Genomic DNA, 13,893 nt, shown 5'->3' with positions numbered 1-13,893 from the left:
GATTTTCAGACTCAGAAAAGGAGAGCTTGAAAAACATGTGAAAAAGGTTCAATATAAAGATATCGGTTTTTAAAATGGTTTGCTTCGAAAGCAGCCGAATGAGAACGAGACATGGAAATAGGGGGTAGGACCAGTGGAGATAGGTATAAGCACGTTTGCAGAAACAACGCCAGATCCCCAAACGGGTGAGGTCATCAGTCACGCACAACGAATACGTGAAGTTGTCGAGGAGATTGTGCTTGCAGATCAGGTAGGGCTGGATGTGTACGGCGTGGGGGAGCATCATCGTAAAGATTATGCGGCCTCTGCTCCGGCTGTTATACTGGCTGCTGCAGCGGCACAGACCCAACGAATTCGGCTAACCAGTGCGGTTACGGTGCTTTCATCGGATGATCCGGTGCGTGTGTTTCAGGATTTTGCTACGCTGGACGGCATTTCGAATGGACGAGCTGAAATTATGGCAGGCCGGGGTTCTTTTATCGAATCGTTCCCTTTGTTTGGGTATGATTTGGATAACTACGATGAGTTATTCGATGAAAAGCTGGAGCTGTTATTGAAAATACGGGAATCGGAGAAAGTCACCTGGAAAGGCGGGCATCGGCCTGCAATTCACAATTTGGGCGTGTATCCGCGTCCGGTTCAAAATCCTTTGCCCGTATGGATTGGGAGCGGGGGCAATCAGGAATCTGTGGTTCGTGCGGGCTTGCTCGGATTGCCGTTGGTTCTGGCCATTATTGGAGGCAGTCCTGTACAGTTTGCACCACTGGTGGAGCTGTATAAAAAAGCAGCTAGGCATGCCGGTCATGATGCGTCGCTGCTTCCGGTTGCATCCCACTCGCATGGTTTTATTGCAGAGACTACTGAGCTTGCAGCGGACAAGTTCTTCCCTTCCACTCAGCAGAGCATGAATGTGCTTGGGCGTGAACGTGGTTGGGGTCCTTACACTCGTTCCAGCTTCGATGCTGCACGCAGCTTTGAAGGAGCGTTGTATGTAGGCGATCCTGAAACGGTTGCCAAGAAAATCATTCATCTGCGTAAACAGGTAGGCATTACACGTTTTCTGTTGCACGTGCCCGTCGGCACGATGCCGCATGATGATGTCATGAGAGCTATTGAGCTATTGGGGACAGAGGTAGCGCCACGGGTTCGCGAAGAGATATCCAAGTGGGAATCCGAGAGTAAATAAGCGGATTTATCTCATAGATAAAAGAGAAAGGAGCAGACCATGGGGGGAGGTCGCTCCTTTTTTGGTTTCTAAAAAAATCTGTATATACGAGATGAAAAGGTAGTTTTTTATTTTGTCCGTTTTTTGTGCGAAATACGTTTCTGCAAGAGGGCTTTTCCTTGTTTTAATCTCTTAGGTTTTGCAGGAACTCTGCGCAAAATAGGCTTTTCTTGTGTTGCTTTGGAAGGCAGCGTCATGCGGAGTGTGGATGATGCAGGTTTTCTTTGACTGCTGCTCGTTATAAAGTTGATGGTGTAGTTCAAGACGAGCGGACTAACTGCGATTCTCCGCAGTCCCACGCTTCTACAAGTGGTACAGCCTGTATCCCAGCACCAATCGAAGGCCGTCTCAGGAACTTGAGTGAAGTATGAACCCCGCCATTGGCGTCCAAAATCATCTTCAGCGTAATAAAAGAACGTATTACCTCCTGCGAAGCCGCTCCAAACCTGAATAGTCTGCCCGGGGTTAACACGGTACCAGCCTGCTTTAGAGTAGTTAACAGGACTACAGCTGAAGTCCGGGTAGGCAAAGACTACAAAGATAGCCGCATTAGTACTGTTGCGAAAATTGAGACCCATTGTCGTCACTTCTTTCCTCATATAGTAATATACCAATCTTACGGTGTATCCTATGAGGTTCTTTGAAAGAATGAAACGGACAGAAGTCTCTTAATTGCTAAAATTGAACCATTTGCTGATGTCTATTTTGTTATATTCATTCATAGATCGCCATTCGTTCGATTCTGGTTGATAGGTATAATCTTTTTGCCAGGTCATGATGTTTTCCCCGATTGCCCGTATGGAAGAGGCGATATAGGAGACTTCCTGATTCGTCATTATGGGATGGAGGGACAGGCGCACCCAGCCTGGTTTTCGCGATAAATCCCCCGCATGGATCAAGTTTGCCATTTGATTAGAGGTCTGTTGATCGATGCCCAGCAAATAATGTCCGTAGGGTCCTGCACAAGAGCAGCCGCCCCGGACCTGAATGCCAAACCGATCATTCAGTAGTTTTACAATCAGGTTATAGTGAATACGGTCGACAACGAAAGAAATGATTCCCAGACGATCTTGGCTGTTTCCTCCTAAAATGTGCAGGCCTGGAATGGTGCTCAAGCTCTTTAGTAATAATGAGGTCAGTTCCTTTTTGCGCTCCAACATGCGGTTTTGTCCCATCTGTTCTTTTAGCCGAATGCAGAGTGCCGTTCGAATGGCTTGTAGAAAAGCAGGAGTTCCTCCATCCTCACGTGCTTCGATATTATCTTTATACTCGTATCCACCCCAAGGATTGGTCCAGCTTACCGTGCCGCCTCCGGGCTGATCCGGAGCACAATTGAGGCATAGCCTTGAATCCATAATTAAAACGCCGCTTGTACCGGGACCACCAAGAAATTTATGGGGAGAAAATACAATCCCGTCCAGTTTCTGAAGGGGATCTGTGGGGTGCATGTTGATCTCGGCATAAGGTGCGCTTGCCGAAAAATCAACGAAACAAACGCCGCCATGTTCGTGCATTTTGCGGGATAGCTGGTAAATCGGCACTTCCAACCCTGTAACATTGGAGCAGGCTGTAAAAGCGCCAATCTTGATAGGGCGATGCTGGAATTGAAGCAGCAGTCGTTCGAGATGAGTTGGGTCGACAATTCCGCCGGGACCCGGAGGAAGGCACACGACGTCTCCAATGGTTTCTGCCCAGGAAATATGATTGGAATGATGCTCCATGTGTGTAACGAAAATAATGGGGCGTTCTTTTTCGGCGATGGGGTAGAGGCGCTTTAATTTTTCATGTATTTTCAGTCCTAACAGCCGCTGAAGCTTATTTACCGCACCCGTCATACCAGACCCGGCGAATAGAATGATATCATGTTCATTGGCATGAACGTGGTTCTTAATGACTTGTTTCGCCTCTTCGTAGGCTTGGGTCATCAGAGTACCCGTCAAATTAGATTCCGTATGCGTGTTCGCCACAAAAGGGCCTAATTCATTAGCTATTTTCGACTCGATGGGTCCATACAGACGGCCGCTGGCTGCCCAATCCGCATAAATCAGCTTTTTTTGCCCATATGGAGATTCAAAGGTCTGGTGATATCCGATTGTACTTTCGCGATACCTTTGGAAATAAGCCTCGTTAGAAGGCTGATACCTACAATTACTGCTTCCAATTCGAGCCATGAGCATACGGCGCCTCCCAAGTCGTTCTGTCTTCTTAGGGTACGTAGGTAGGCCCGAATGGGTTAAAAAAAATAGGCGAGTGTCATCATTTAGTCACAATAAAAGCCTCATCCAACAGCCGGATAAGGCACAAGTCTATCCTATATAAACAACTGCATATCGGATTCGAGCGCATCCTTTAAATACGTTTTGGCCTCGATAATTTCCAGTTCTGGTATGAATTCTTCCGGTTTAAAACCCATAATTTCCACCGATAGCTTACAGGCATAAAATTTGACGTTCTTTTTCCGTGCCCCCTTCAAAAAGTGAATCAGCTTCGGGGCTTCGTTATCTTCGATCATTTCTGTCAGCATTAGCTTGCCAAGACCGCTAAAATTCATTTTGGACAATGGCAGATCCTCGGGTCCTTTTGGACTCATCCAGCCCATGATTTTCTCGTAAATCGTCTTGTCCTCAAGCGTCATTTTCTCGGGATCACGAACCAGAGATAACCCCCAGAATGCAAAAAACATCGTCACGTCCACATCCAGCTCCCGAGCTGTATTCGCCAGAATCAGTCCAGCCATCGCCTTATCATAATCGCCGCTGAACATAAGCAGATTCATCCTTTTGTCCACAATTCCCGCCTCCATTACCAACAGATATAATCAGTATGGATTTGGGAATGAGAAGTATACCCAGTTCACATATTGATCATAATTTGCGGTCGGATGCTTGGTAAGAAGAGTTCCTAATTTTGAAAATAAAAATTACTTCTGTATATGTTCCTCGTATTCGCCTTCGTTCCCTACAAAGAAACTTAACCTCTCCTGTATACCCTTCGGGAATTAGAAAAATATAATGCTCCCGATCTTGCTTGGACCAAACAATCAGTAAGCTTACAGCAAGAAAGCAATCCTATATTACTTTGAATGGGCATGAATTGGATGTGCCTTATGGCTCTCAAGGTTTATTTGAGACTTATAAGTATGTAGATAAAGAATTTCTTACTCTCGTAAAGTAGCCCCATCGTTACCAATGTCATATCTACAAGCCGCTTCCATTCGGTATAATCTCAAGGGAATTCAAGACACAAGCCTGAGATCGGGAGGATCATGAGAAAGTGAGTATAGAGAACCAATATAAAGCACTTGAACTGGAAAAGCCGGGTATCTACGAGCTGGAGGGACTGGAAGTCGGGGTCACCTCCAATTGCAACTTCAAGTGTGATTACTGCTGCGCGTATCAAAGGAACGATGGGCAATGCATTAGCAGCAAAGAGGTCATTGATATTATTGATGACATTCCAACGTTAAAACGTGTGCGACTGTCCGGGGGAGAAGTGACCTTGAAGTATGAGGATTGTCTGGACATCGTGGCTCACTGTTCAAGCAAGGGCATCGCTACCCAGCTCAACACCAATGCCAGCTTGCTCAGCCCAGAACGAATTGAGAAACTACGTGATGCAGGACTTTCCAACATTCATATCTCTTTCAACTTCACGGATGCCGATAAATATGCAACCTATTATCATGTTCATCCTCGCGTGTATGAGAAAATTGTGCAGAACATTCGGTTATGTACCGAAGCTAAGCTGGAAACGGTGCTGGAGACGTTGCTGTTTGCGGAGACGCAGAATAACATGCCAGCGATTAGTGAAAAGGTATATGAACTCGGTGTGCGTATCCATGAAATCCAAAACAGCATCGTAATGGATCATACCAACTGGAACGCTATTTCTACCAAGGAAGCGCTTGTTCGTTCCGTTCATGACCTGATTGCACATAAAAAGGACGATACTGTGTTGTATTTCACCTGTATGGACCGTTTTGCAGAAGCACTGGGCTTCAAGGAGCAGCCGGGTGTTTATTTTTCCAACTGTGTTGATGGTAAAAAACAGCTCCATCTTCACGGGAACGGGGACATCCTGATCTGTGAGCTATGCCATCCTGTGGTCATCGGCAATATTTATAATGGAACATCCTTAAAGGATATTTACAAAAATAAACCGAAGCAGCTTCAGGAGTTTCTTGACAAACTGCCTTGTCCTGCCTATGATGCGCTTTTTCCTGTAGGAAGCAAGTAGATATGATTTGAGATTGTGAGGCTATAAGCATCTACCACCCTAACAGTCAGGGTGGTGGATATCCTTCATGTAACTCCATGAATCCTTTATTATTTCTGGATTTTACAAAATCCTCATTTGTTTTAATGAAAGGGTTTACATGCTAAAATATAAAAATATGATCTTCTTATGAAAGAAGGAGTAGATATGAAATATAGAAATGTAGGCAACAGCGGTCTTAAAATTAGTGAAATCGGTCTGGGGAGCTGGTTAACGTACGGTACAGCCGCAGAACAGGAAGCAGCCCATGCCTGTGTTGCCAAAGCCGTTGAACTTGGGATCAATTTCTTTGATACTGCGAACGCGTATAACCGGGGAGAAGGTGAAAAGGCTATGGGAGCCGCCTTGAAGCCTTATCGAAGAGAGAGCTATGTGTTATCTACCAAGGTTTATTTCCCTATGGATTCCGGCCCCAATGACAGGGGACTGTCACGCAAGCACATTATGGAGCAATGCGAAGCGAGTCTTCAACGCCTTGGCACGGATTATATCGACATTTACTTCTGCCATCGTTATGATCCGGACACTCCTTTGGAAGAGACGCTGCGGGCGCTCGATGACCTTCAGGCTCAGGGCAAAATTCTGTATGCTGCTGTCAGTGAATGGAGTGCTGCACAGCTCACGGGAGCCTATGGCATTGGAAAAAGGCTGAATCTGCGGCCGCTCATTGCCAATCAGCCGATTTATAATATGTTCGAACGTTATATCGAACATGAGGTACTCCCCGTATCCGGGCAGGTAGGCATCGGCCAAATTGTATTTTCGCCTCTGGCCCAAGGTATCCTCACAGGTAAATACAAACCGGGACAACCTTTACCGACAGGTAGTCGCGGAGCTGATGCCTCTGTTAATAATGTCATCAGCAGTTACTTGAACGATACTGTTCTAAACTGTGTCCAGGAGCTGGATAAGCTGGCGAAGGATTTGGGTGTCACCCTGTCACAGCTCGCGCTTGCCTGGATTCTGAGAGAACCGGCTATCAGCGCTGCACTCATTGGGGCCACCAAACCGGCACAGATCGAAGAAAATGTGAAAGCCGTCGAGGTGACGCTTCAACCGGAGACATGCGCGGAAATTGAGCGGATTCTGAAGCAAGCAGAGGAATTCGAGCCGTTGCGTTAAGCATTCACACGAGCCTCTGTAGAGGAGAACCATCAATACAAAAGTCTCGCTCTTCCTGTCCGTAACAGAGAAGGGCGAGACTTTTTAACTTGCTTCAAGCATAGCATAAATACCCGAAATCACACTAAACACAATCCCGCTCACTACAACCAGGATGTGCTTCTTGTTCAGGTCCAGCGAATCAAAAAAGAAGGGCAACAGCCATTTTAGACTGACGACAGCCCATAGACCTTCCAGCAATCCTAGCGTCAACACCTTTTGCCCCCATAGAACCTTCATTTGCGGTGTTAGCGGACCTGCAAGCATCAGATCACCTGAAGCACGGATATTCCAGGAAACAATGACCACGAATACAACAAGAGTTAATAATGTGGACATAATATAGGTGATATCTTTTTTAGCCTCTTTCGTGAGCTTTGGCGATTTTTTAAACTCAGGAAAGCCTATTAGGAAAAAAACGATTCCCATGAAAATAGCTACGCCTACAAAGGAACCGAGTATAATATTGGCTACGATGCCGATGCCATTGATGATGAATAGTAAAATAAGCTCTCCCCCTTTGGGGTTACAATGATAGTTATTTAATTGTACACGCAGGAACGAAAATGCTCAAATAATTGGAAAAGCCCTGGTGCTAACACCGGGGCTTTTTTTGGACCTTTGGCTGATTATAACGCTGATTTAATTACCTTTTTATAATACAGAATGGATAGCAATCCGAAAATGGAGTATAAGGCGGTGTATAGCACCATAACGAGGATCATGGGCATCCAAACTTCTGTTCCAAACAAGAACCAGCCGGATTGGACGGCGAAATAGCTGTGTGACAGGCCAATCACTAATGGAATGCCGAAGTTAAAGAGTTGTTTTATTTTAATGCCTCTAAGCAGGTCACCTTGTGTGAAGCCCAATTTTCTCAACACCGTATAATTGGCTTTTTCGTCTTCGCTCTCATCCATTTGCTTAAAGTAAAGGATACAGCCTGATGTAATGAGAAAGGTGAGTCCTAAAAAGCCGACAACAAACATGATCACTCCCATGTTTCTCTTCTGATTACTGCTCATTTCAAGGCGTGATGATTGTAGATCATTAAAATTCGCAGCTGCAAAGAGACGACTGGCTTCTTCAATCTGTTCTGCGTTTATCATATCAATTCCAATATATAAGGATGATTTCTTTTGAATCTCAGGATTTACATCTTTCTTTAACCGCTCAAATATGGTTTCGTCTACAATGGCAGTGGGTAGGCCCCCGGCTGTAAAATAGTAGGGAATAACATACTCCTTTTTTAGACCCAAATATTGTTGATGTATGACTTCTTTTTTTCCCTTCAAATCCAATGGACCAAAGTTTTTCAAGGACATAAATTTCTGTAACATATCATTATAGCCCGTTAAAATCGCTTGACCTGGAGATACATCCGTACCCTCCACAGATTGATCGCTTATGACAGGCAGCGTCATGGAATTCGCACCGATATTTAATCCTTCCAGAGGAGTCTCTATGATTTGCGCTGTGTCTACACTGACTTGTATGACTTCAATTTTCTTTTCACGATACTTTATATCATGCTCATGAAGTAACGTTTTGAATTTCTCTGCATCCGGTACATTCGTCATTGCAAAATGGGAAGGCACATTGTCCTCAGCTGCTTTATCCGCAGAATAATAGGCGATATAGCTTAAGGAGAGTAAACCGATGGCAAGTGCCGATACCGTCGTAATAATGGTCAGTAATAAAGCATTCGATTTCATGCGGAACATAATGGATGACAGAGACAGCACCTCATTGATGTTTAAATAGCCGCCTTTACTTTTTCTGATGATATTTGAAATAAAGCGGATGGATCCTTTATAAAAAAGAAGTGTTCCGATGATGACAGTGCCCAAAATAAACACCATAGCCATAAATAATTCATTCATGGATGTAAAGTCTCCACCAAACAATTTGGAAGAAACATAGTATCCTACAGCGATGAATGAAACTCCAATGATCCCGATGATCATCTCATAGATAGATATTTTCTTGATTTTCCCTTCGGTGGTTGAGGTCACTCTGAACAAAGACAAAATACTCTGTCTTTTGATAAAGGAATAATTCATGAGCATGATCAACAGGTAGATGATACAAAAAACGATGAGTGTTTGAATAAGTGCTTGGTTAGAGAAATATAGAGTGGCAATGGCTTCGACGCCCGTCGTCTTAAATAAAATCATGATCACTAATTTGGAAAAGGAAAATCCAACTCCGATTCCAATAAACAGGGAACTGAAGTATAGAATTAAGTTTTCAGCACTCAGGATGCGAAAAATTTTATTTTTGGTCATTCCGATTAATTGAAATAAGCCAATTTCTTTGCTGCGCCTTTTTATAAAAATATTATTAGCATACAACAGGAAGATGCAGACAATGGCGACCAGCAGGACGGATGCTGCACGTATGGAAGCCGCGCCCTTAACCGACCCCTTCACTTCGTCCATGGAGGGATCATATTGTAATGTGACAAAAGCGAAATAGAGCGCAACACTAAAAATGAGGGCAAAGACATACAGGTAATAATTTTTCAGGTTTTTTTTCAAGTTCTTTAGGATGAGTTGATTAATGTTCATATTGGACCCCACCTAAGACCCCTTGGGTTTTCATGATATCCTGGAAGAAGCTTTGTCTTTCCTGCGCGCCTTTATGAAGCTGCGTATACATTTGCCCATCCTTAATAAAAATGACCCGACTGCAATGGCTGGCTGCGACAGGATCATGCGTGACCATAATAATGGTTGCCTTGCGTTTTTGGTTCAACTGGCCCAGCTTGTTTAATAAATCGGAAGCCGATTTGGAATCCAGCGCACCCGTAGGTTCATCGGCAAAAATAATACTGGGCTCATGAATAAACGCTCTGGCCGCAGATGTACGCTGTTTCTGTCCACCCGAGATTTCATTGGGGTACTTATCTTTCAACTCATAAATTCCCAGTTCTGTAGCCACGTCCTGAAATCTTCGGTTGGCCTCTTTTTTAGGCGTTTTGGTGATGGATAAGGGTAAAAGAATATTCTCCTTCACGGTTAGCGTATCCAGCAGATTATACTCTTGAAAAATAAACCCTAAATGCTTTTTGCGGAATTCAGCCAGTTGCTTTTCCTTCATTTTCGTCATTTCGATGTCATTGATTTTAATAGACCCGTGGCTCACGTGATCAATGGAGGAAAGGACATTCAGCAGTGTGGTTTTACCTGAACCAGAGGCTCCCATAATACTGACAAATTCGCCTTCTTCAATAAGGATATCAATTCCCTTTAATACCTCCTGCATATTTAACTTATTACCGTAGCTTTTATGAATTTTATGGGCTTCTAAAATATTCACTTCGATGCACTCCTTATGGTCTTGTAGCTTTATTATAAAAATAGGGCCGTTGTTTTTCCTTTGATTGGGCGAACAATACATAAAAGCATGTGACATCTCTGTCACATGCTCACCATACTCACGAAATCATTTCGTTTGGGGAAAATTAAAGTGAAGGTCGTACCAGCGTTCGGTTTGGAGTGCACATCTATATGTATAAGCAAGGACTTTGCTGCCTTTTTCGTTAAATATAACCCCATGCCCGTTGAAGTATGATCAGAATGTTGGGTCGTGGATGTAAAACCTTTCTCGAAAATACGGGGTATATCCTTCGGATCAATACCGCGACCAAAGTCTTTGACCTCAAACCGTATTCGATCCTTTTGTTCATAGCTGTGAATGATAATATCACTGGCATCGCTATATTTGATGGCATTAGTTAAGAGCTGTCTGACGATAAAAGCAAGCCATTTGGCATCACTCAGAACTTCCATTTGCTCAAGTTGGATATCAAAACCGATCCCTTTTTGGATGCACCATGACTGTAAGGCTTTGATCTCTTTAAAAACCAGAGATTTTAAATCCACTTGCTCGACATACAAATCATTTTCAATAAAAGATATGCGTTTTTGATGGAGCTGCTGGTCCAGCAGTAAGTGAATTCGTAGCCATTCATAGGTTAACTGAGCCTTTAGGGATTTGTCGTCCAATCGCTCAATCATCAAATGCATGGCGGTCAAAGGTGTTTTTACCTCATGAATCCAGGATAATAGTTCATCTTTTTCGTGTTCAAGTGTCAATTGGTTTTGCGAGATGATCTGTTGTAACCGTTCGGTCTGGTCAGTGATTTTTTGTTCAATGATTTGCTCAAACGGACTCTCCGGTTCGCCTATACCCGTTAATTCGAGAGGGCTCTCCCATTCTTCTAGTGTTGTATAGAATTTGGTTTCCTTGGGATAGCGAATGATTAAAAAAACCAAGAAAATCATCATAGATAAGAAGACGATATAAAGGATCGGCATCAACGGGATTGCCGCATCCACATAAGCAATGAACAGGATCAGGAATTGCTGACACAGAAATAGTAGAATCCAGCTCCGCCTTTCCATTAGATATTTTCTAATCATAAGCAGGTGCCTCTTCTGTAGCCATGTAGCCTTGCCCCACCTTCGTTTCAATGAAACGGCCCAAATCCAGCTCGTCCAGTTTTTTTCGCAGGCGATTCAAGTTGACGGTCAGGGTATTGTCGCTGACAAAACGTTCATCATCCCATAGGCTTTTAATTAATTCCTCCCGAGACACAATTTTATTCTTTTGCTCAATCAGCAGCTTTAAAATATAAATTTCGTTCTTGGTTAATTCGATGGAGCCAGTCTCATTGGCAACTACATTCTTTTCGTAATCGACCGTGGCGCCACACCATGTTTTGAGGGAGACGGGTTCTGTATTGTAATTATACACGCGGCGAAGTGTCGCCTGTAATTTTGCAATGAGTACATCAAAATGAAACGGTTTTTGAATAAAATCATCCGCTCCAAGCTGCATCGACATCACCATATCCGTAGGGTGATCACGCGATGATAAAAAAATGATAGGGACGTTAGAGTGGGATCGAATCATTCGACACCAATGAAATCCATCAAATTTCGGCAATTGAATATCAATCACGACCAGATCAGGTTTTATCATTGTGAATTCCTGAATGACTTTACTAAAGTCCTGGATGCCATACACATCATAGGCCCATTGAGTTAACCTGTCCTTAATTTCATGGAACAAAGTCTGATCATCTTCAATTAGCAAGATTTTGAACAACGATTTCACCACTTTTTACTTTTTTTAGGATTTTGCAAAATTAGATTCCAGTCGCTCCAAAGTTCAATATATAGACGAACTAGAGCATTTCGATCTATATATTGTTCATTAGAAGTCACTTATTGGATTTTTGCAAACTCCTCTTTTATAAAGTGTATAGCAAAAAATGATTATGTGCTATATGTGTGGACTCAACTTGATATTGCGATAATCTACTGTTAATAGTTGAGGTTTATAGTTGGGTTTATATTTACTATCTCATATATATTAAAGGATGGATGCAATGATGGGAATTCACACGTATTTTCGGTCGCTAAATGAGCTGGAAAGAATCATACGTTGTCCGGGCAAGTTTAAATTTGAGGAACACAGCGTATCGGCTCATTCCTGGAAAGTGGTACAATATGCCAAAACGCTGGCTGATATTGAAGAGAGAAACGGTGTCAGTATTGACTGGAAAAAGCTTTATGAGATCACAAGCAGCCACGATTACGGGGAGATTTTTATTGGAGACATTAAAACGCCTGTTAAGCATTCCTCCAAGGAGCTTCGGTTATTAATCCAGCAGGTCGAAGAAGGTATGATTGAGTATTTTATTGAAGAGAACATTCCGGCGGATTTTAAAGCCATTTTCCGCAGACAGCTAAGGGAAGGTAAAGATGATTCTGTAGAAGGTTTAATCCTTGAAGTTGCTGACAAAATGGATCAGGTGTATGAAGCGTTTGCCGAATTACAGCGGGGAAATACCGAAAAAGAATTTATAGTCATGTATCGTAATGCGCTTGTTAAAATCAAAAACATTCAATTAAAATGCGTTGATTATTTTCTAGAAAATATTTTGCCGGATATGGTTAAGGAAGAAACGCCCTCATCCATTGATATTAAAAGGATTACGGAAGAAGCCTTAGCTCTTTAAATGAATTTCCTCACCGTCCAGAAGCTACAGAAGCGCTTCTGTTCATACATAATGATTTTACTTTTAAAACTAGACACCGCTTGACTTCAAGTTAACTTTAAGTAGTAACATACTGGATGTGACGTGGTGATTAGGAAATACGACAACTATTCTGACAAATTAGGAGTGATAGAAATTGAAAAAGAAACAACTGGGTAACAGCGACCTTCAAGTATCTGCACTGGGTCTGGGCTGCATGGGAATGTCCGAATATTATGGTGAGCTGGATGATCAGGAGTCGATCAAAACGCTTCATCGTGCGCTGGAGTTAGGGATAAACTTCTGGGATACTGCCGATGTCTACGGTGTGGGAAAAAATGAAAAACTAATTAGCCAAGTCCTGCGGAGCCGCCGTGATGAAGTAGTATTGGCCACTAAATTTTCCATTATGCGCGGAGCAGATGGCGCATTTATGGGTGTAAGTGGCCGTCCCGAATATGTAAAAGAGGCATGTGATCGCAGCCTGCAAAGACTGGGTGTAGATGTGATTGATTTGTACTACCAGCACCGTGTCGATCCGAATGTACCTATCGAAGAAACGGTGGGTGCGATGAGCGATTTGGTTCAGGCAGGAAAAGTCCGCTATCTGGGACTATCCGAAGCTTCTCCTGCGCTCATTCGACGTGCTCACAAGGTACACCCGATTACAGCGCTGCAAACAGAATACTCCTTATGGAGCCGGGAAGCGGAAGATGAAGTTATACCGACGTGTAAGGAACTGGGCATCGAATTTGTGGCCTACAGTCCACTTGGACGCGGCTTTTTGAGCGGGCAAATTCAGAAGTTTGATGATTTTGCAGAAGATGATTTTCGTCGTTCTGTACCACGTTTTCAACCGGAGAATTTCCAGAAAAATCTGGATCTCGTGCAGCATGTTAAGGACCTTGCTGTTCAAAAAGGGATCAAGCCTTCTCAACTGGCCTTGGCTTGGCTGCTTGCGCAAGAGGGAATTGTACCGATTCCAGGCACCAAACGGGTCACGTATTTAGAGGAAAATGCAGGAGCAGTCGATGTTGTTTTATCCGCACAGGAAATGGAAGCTATTAACGCAATCATTCCAAAAGGAATGGCAGTGGGCCTTCGTTATCCAGCAGAGCGGATGCCAAATTGGCAAGCCGAATAATTTAGATAACATGATAAACCAAAAAGCCGTCCTTAACGC

The 13,893-nt window shown here is 43.4% G+C and carries 13 protein-coding genes; 5 read left to right on the top strand and 8 right to left on the bottom strand.

The features are described 5' to 3' along the window. Positions 1-133: 133 nt before the first annotated feature. Positions 134-1,186 carry an LLM class flavin-dependent oxidoreductase gene (locus AC6EJC_RS01385; RefSeq protein WP_444952400.1) on the top strand — a complete coding sequence of 351 codons (1,053 nt, stop codon included), beginning with the start codon at positions 134-136 and terminating at the stop codon, positions 1,184-1,186. A gap of 107 nt (positions 1,187-1,293) precedes the next feature. Here AC6EJC_RS01385 and AC6EJC_RS01380 read toward each other — a convergent pair whose 3' ends face one another. The 3 genes from AC6EJC_RS01380 to AC6EJC_RS01370 form a co-directional block, all read right to left on the bottom strand. Then, the gene (locus AC6EJC_RS01380; RefSeq protein WP_444952514.1) at positions 1,294-1,803 is read right to left on the bottom strand and encodes a DUF1036 domain-containing protein; all 510 of its coding nucleotides are present in this window, start codon (positions 1,801-1,803) and stop codon (positions 1,294-1,296) included. A 90-nt stretch (positions 1,804-1,893) separates the two neighbouring features. Continuing rightward, the gene (locus AC6EJC_RS01375; RefSeq protein ID WP_444952399.1) at positions 1,894-3,402 is read right to left on the bottom strand and encodes an aminotransferase class V-fold PLP-dependent enzyme; all 1,509 of its coding nucleotides are present in this window, start codon (positions 3,400-3,402) and stop codon (positions 1,894-1,896) included. A gap of 134 nt (positions 3,403-3,536) precedes the next feature. Then, entirely contained in the window at positions 3,537-4,013 is a 477-nt protein-coding gene (locus AC6EJC_RS01370) for a DsrE/DsrF/DrsH-like family protein (RefSeq protein ID WP_444952398.1), read from the bottom strand. 485 nt (positions 4,014-4,498) lie between these two features. On the opposite strand from AC6EJC_RS01370, the gene AC6EJC_RS01365 reads away from it, so the two are divergent. Together AC6EJC_RS01365 and AC6EJC_RS01360 are read left to right on the top strand one after the other, a co-directional pair. Next, entirely contained in the window at positions 4,499-5,461 is a 963-nt protein-coding gene (locus tag AC6EJC_RS01365) for a radical SAM protein (protein WP_444952397.1), read from the top strand. A 186-nt stretch (positions 5,462-5,647) separates the two neighbouring features. Beyond that, a complete protein-coding gene (locus AC6EJC_RS01360; protein ID WP_444952396.1) occupies positions 5,648-6,622 on the top strand; it encodes an aldo/keto reductase family protein in 975 nt (324 codons plus the stop codon). Between the two features lie 84 nt (positions 6,623-6,706). Here the strand turns inward: AC6EJC_RS01360 and AC6EJC_RS01355 are convergent, their stop codons facing one another. The 5 genes from AC6EJC_RS01355 to AC6EJC_RS01335 form a co-directional block, all read right to left on the bottom strand. Beyond that, positions 6,707-7,090 carry a hypothetical protein gene (locus AC6EJC_RS01355; RefSeq protein ID WP_444952395.1) on the bottom strand — a complete coding sequence of 128 codons (384 nt, stop codon included), beginning with the start codon at positions 7,088-7,090 and terminating at the stop codon, positions 6,707-6,709. 200 nt (positions 7,091-7,290) lie between these two features. Further along, complete coding sequence (locus AC6EJC_RS01350; RefSeq protein WP_444952394.1) at positions 7,291-9,231, bottom strand: FtsX-like permease family protein; 1,941 nt, start codon at positions 9,229-9,231, stop codon at positions 7,291-7,293. Further along, complete coding sequence (locus tag AC6EJC_RS01345) at positions 9,221-9,982, bottom strand: ABC transporter ATP-binding protein (RefSeq protein ID WP_444952393.1); 762 nt, start codon at positions 9,980-9,982, stop codon at positions 9,221-9,223. Before AC6EJC_RS01345 ends, AC6EJC_RS01350 begins: the two co-directional genes overlap by 11 nt. A gap of 101 nt (positions 9,983-10,083) precedes the next feature. Then, positions 10,084-11,088 carry a sensor histidine kinase gene (locus tag AC6EJC_RS01340; RefSeq protein WP_444952392.1) on the bottom strand — a complete coding sequence of 335 codons (1,005 nt, stop codon included), beginning with the start codon at positions 11,086-11,088 and terminating at the stop codon, positions 10,084-10,086. Next, positions 11,081-11,776 (bottom strand): response regulator transcription factor, encoded by a 696-nt coding sequence (locus AC6EJC_RS01335; RefSeq protein WP_444952391.1) that lies wholly within the window; start codon positions 11,774-11,776, stop codon positions 11,081-11,083. Before AC6EJC_RS01335 ends, AC6EJC_RS01340 begins: the two co-directional genes overlap by 8 nt. A 286-nt stretch (positions 11,777-12,062) precedes the next feature. Between AC6EJC_RS01335 and AC6EJC_RS01330 the strand changes: the two genes are divergently transcribed. Further along, a complete protein-coding gene (locus tag AC6EJC_RS01330; protein WP_444952513.1) occupies positions 12,063-12,692 on the top strand; it encodes a YfbR-like 5'-deoxynucleotidase in 630 nt (209 codons plus the stop codon). A gap of 175 nt (positions 12,693-12,867) precedes the next feature. Beyond that, complete coding sequence (locus tag AC6EJC_RS01325; protein WP_444952390.1) at positions 12,868-13,854, top strand: aldo/keto reductase; 987 nt, start codon at positions 12,868-12,870, stop codon at positions 13,852-13,854. Positions 13,855-13,893: the final 39 nt, after the last annotated feature.

The organism is Paenibacillus sp. TY11, assembly GCF_059772165.1.
The sequence above is the reverse complement of the archived record's forward strand: the minus strand, read 5'-3'. Positions and strand labels throughout refer to the sequence as shown.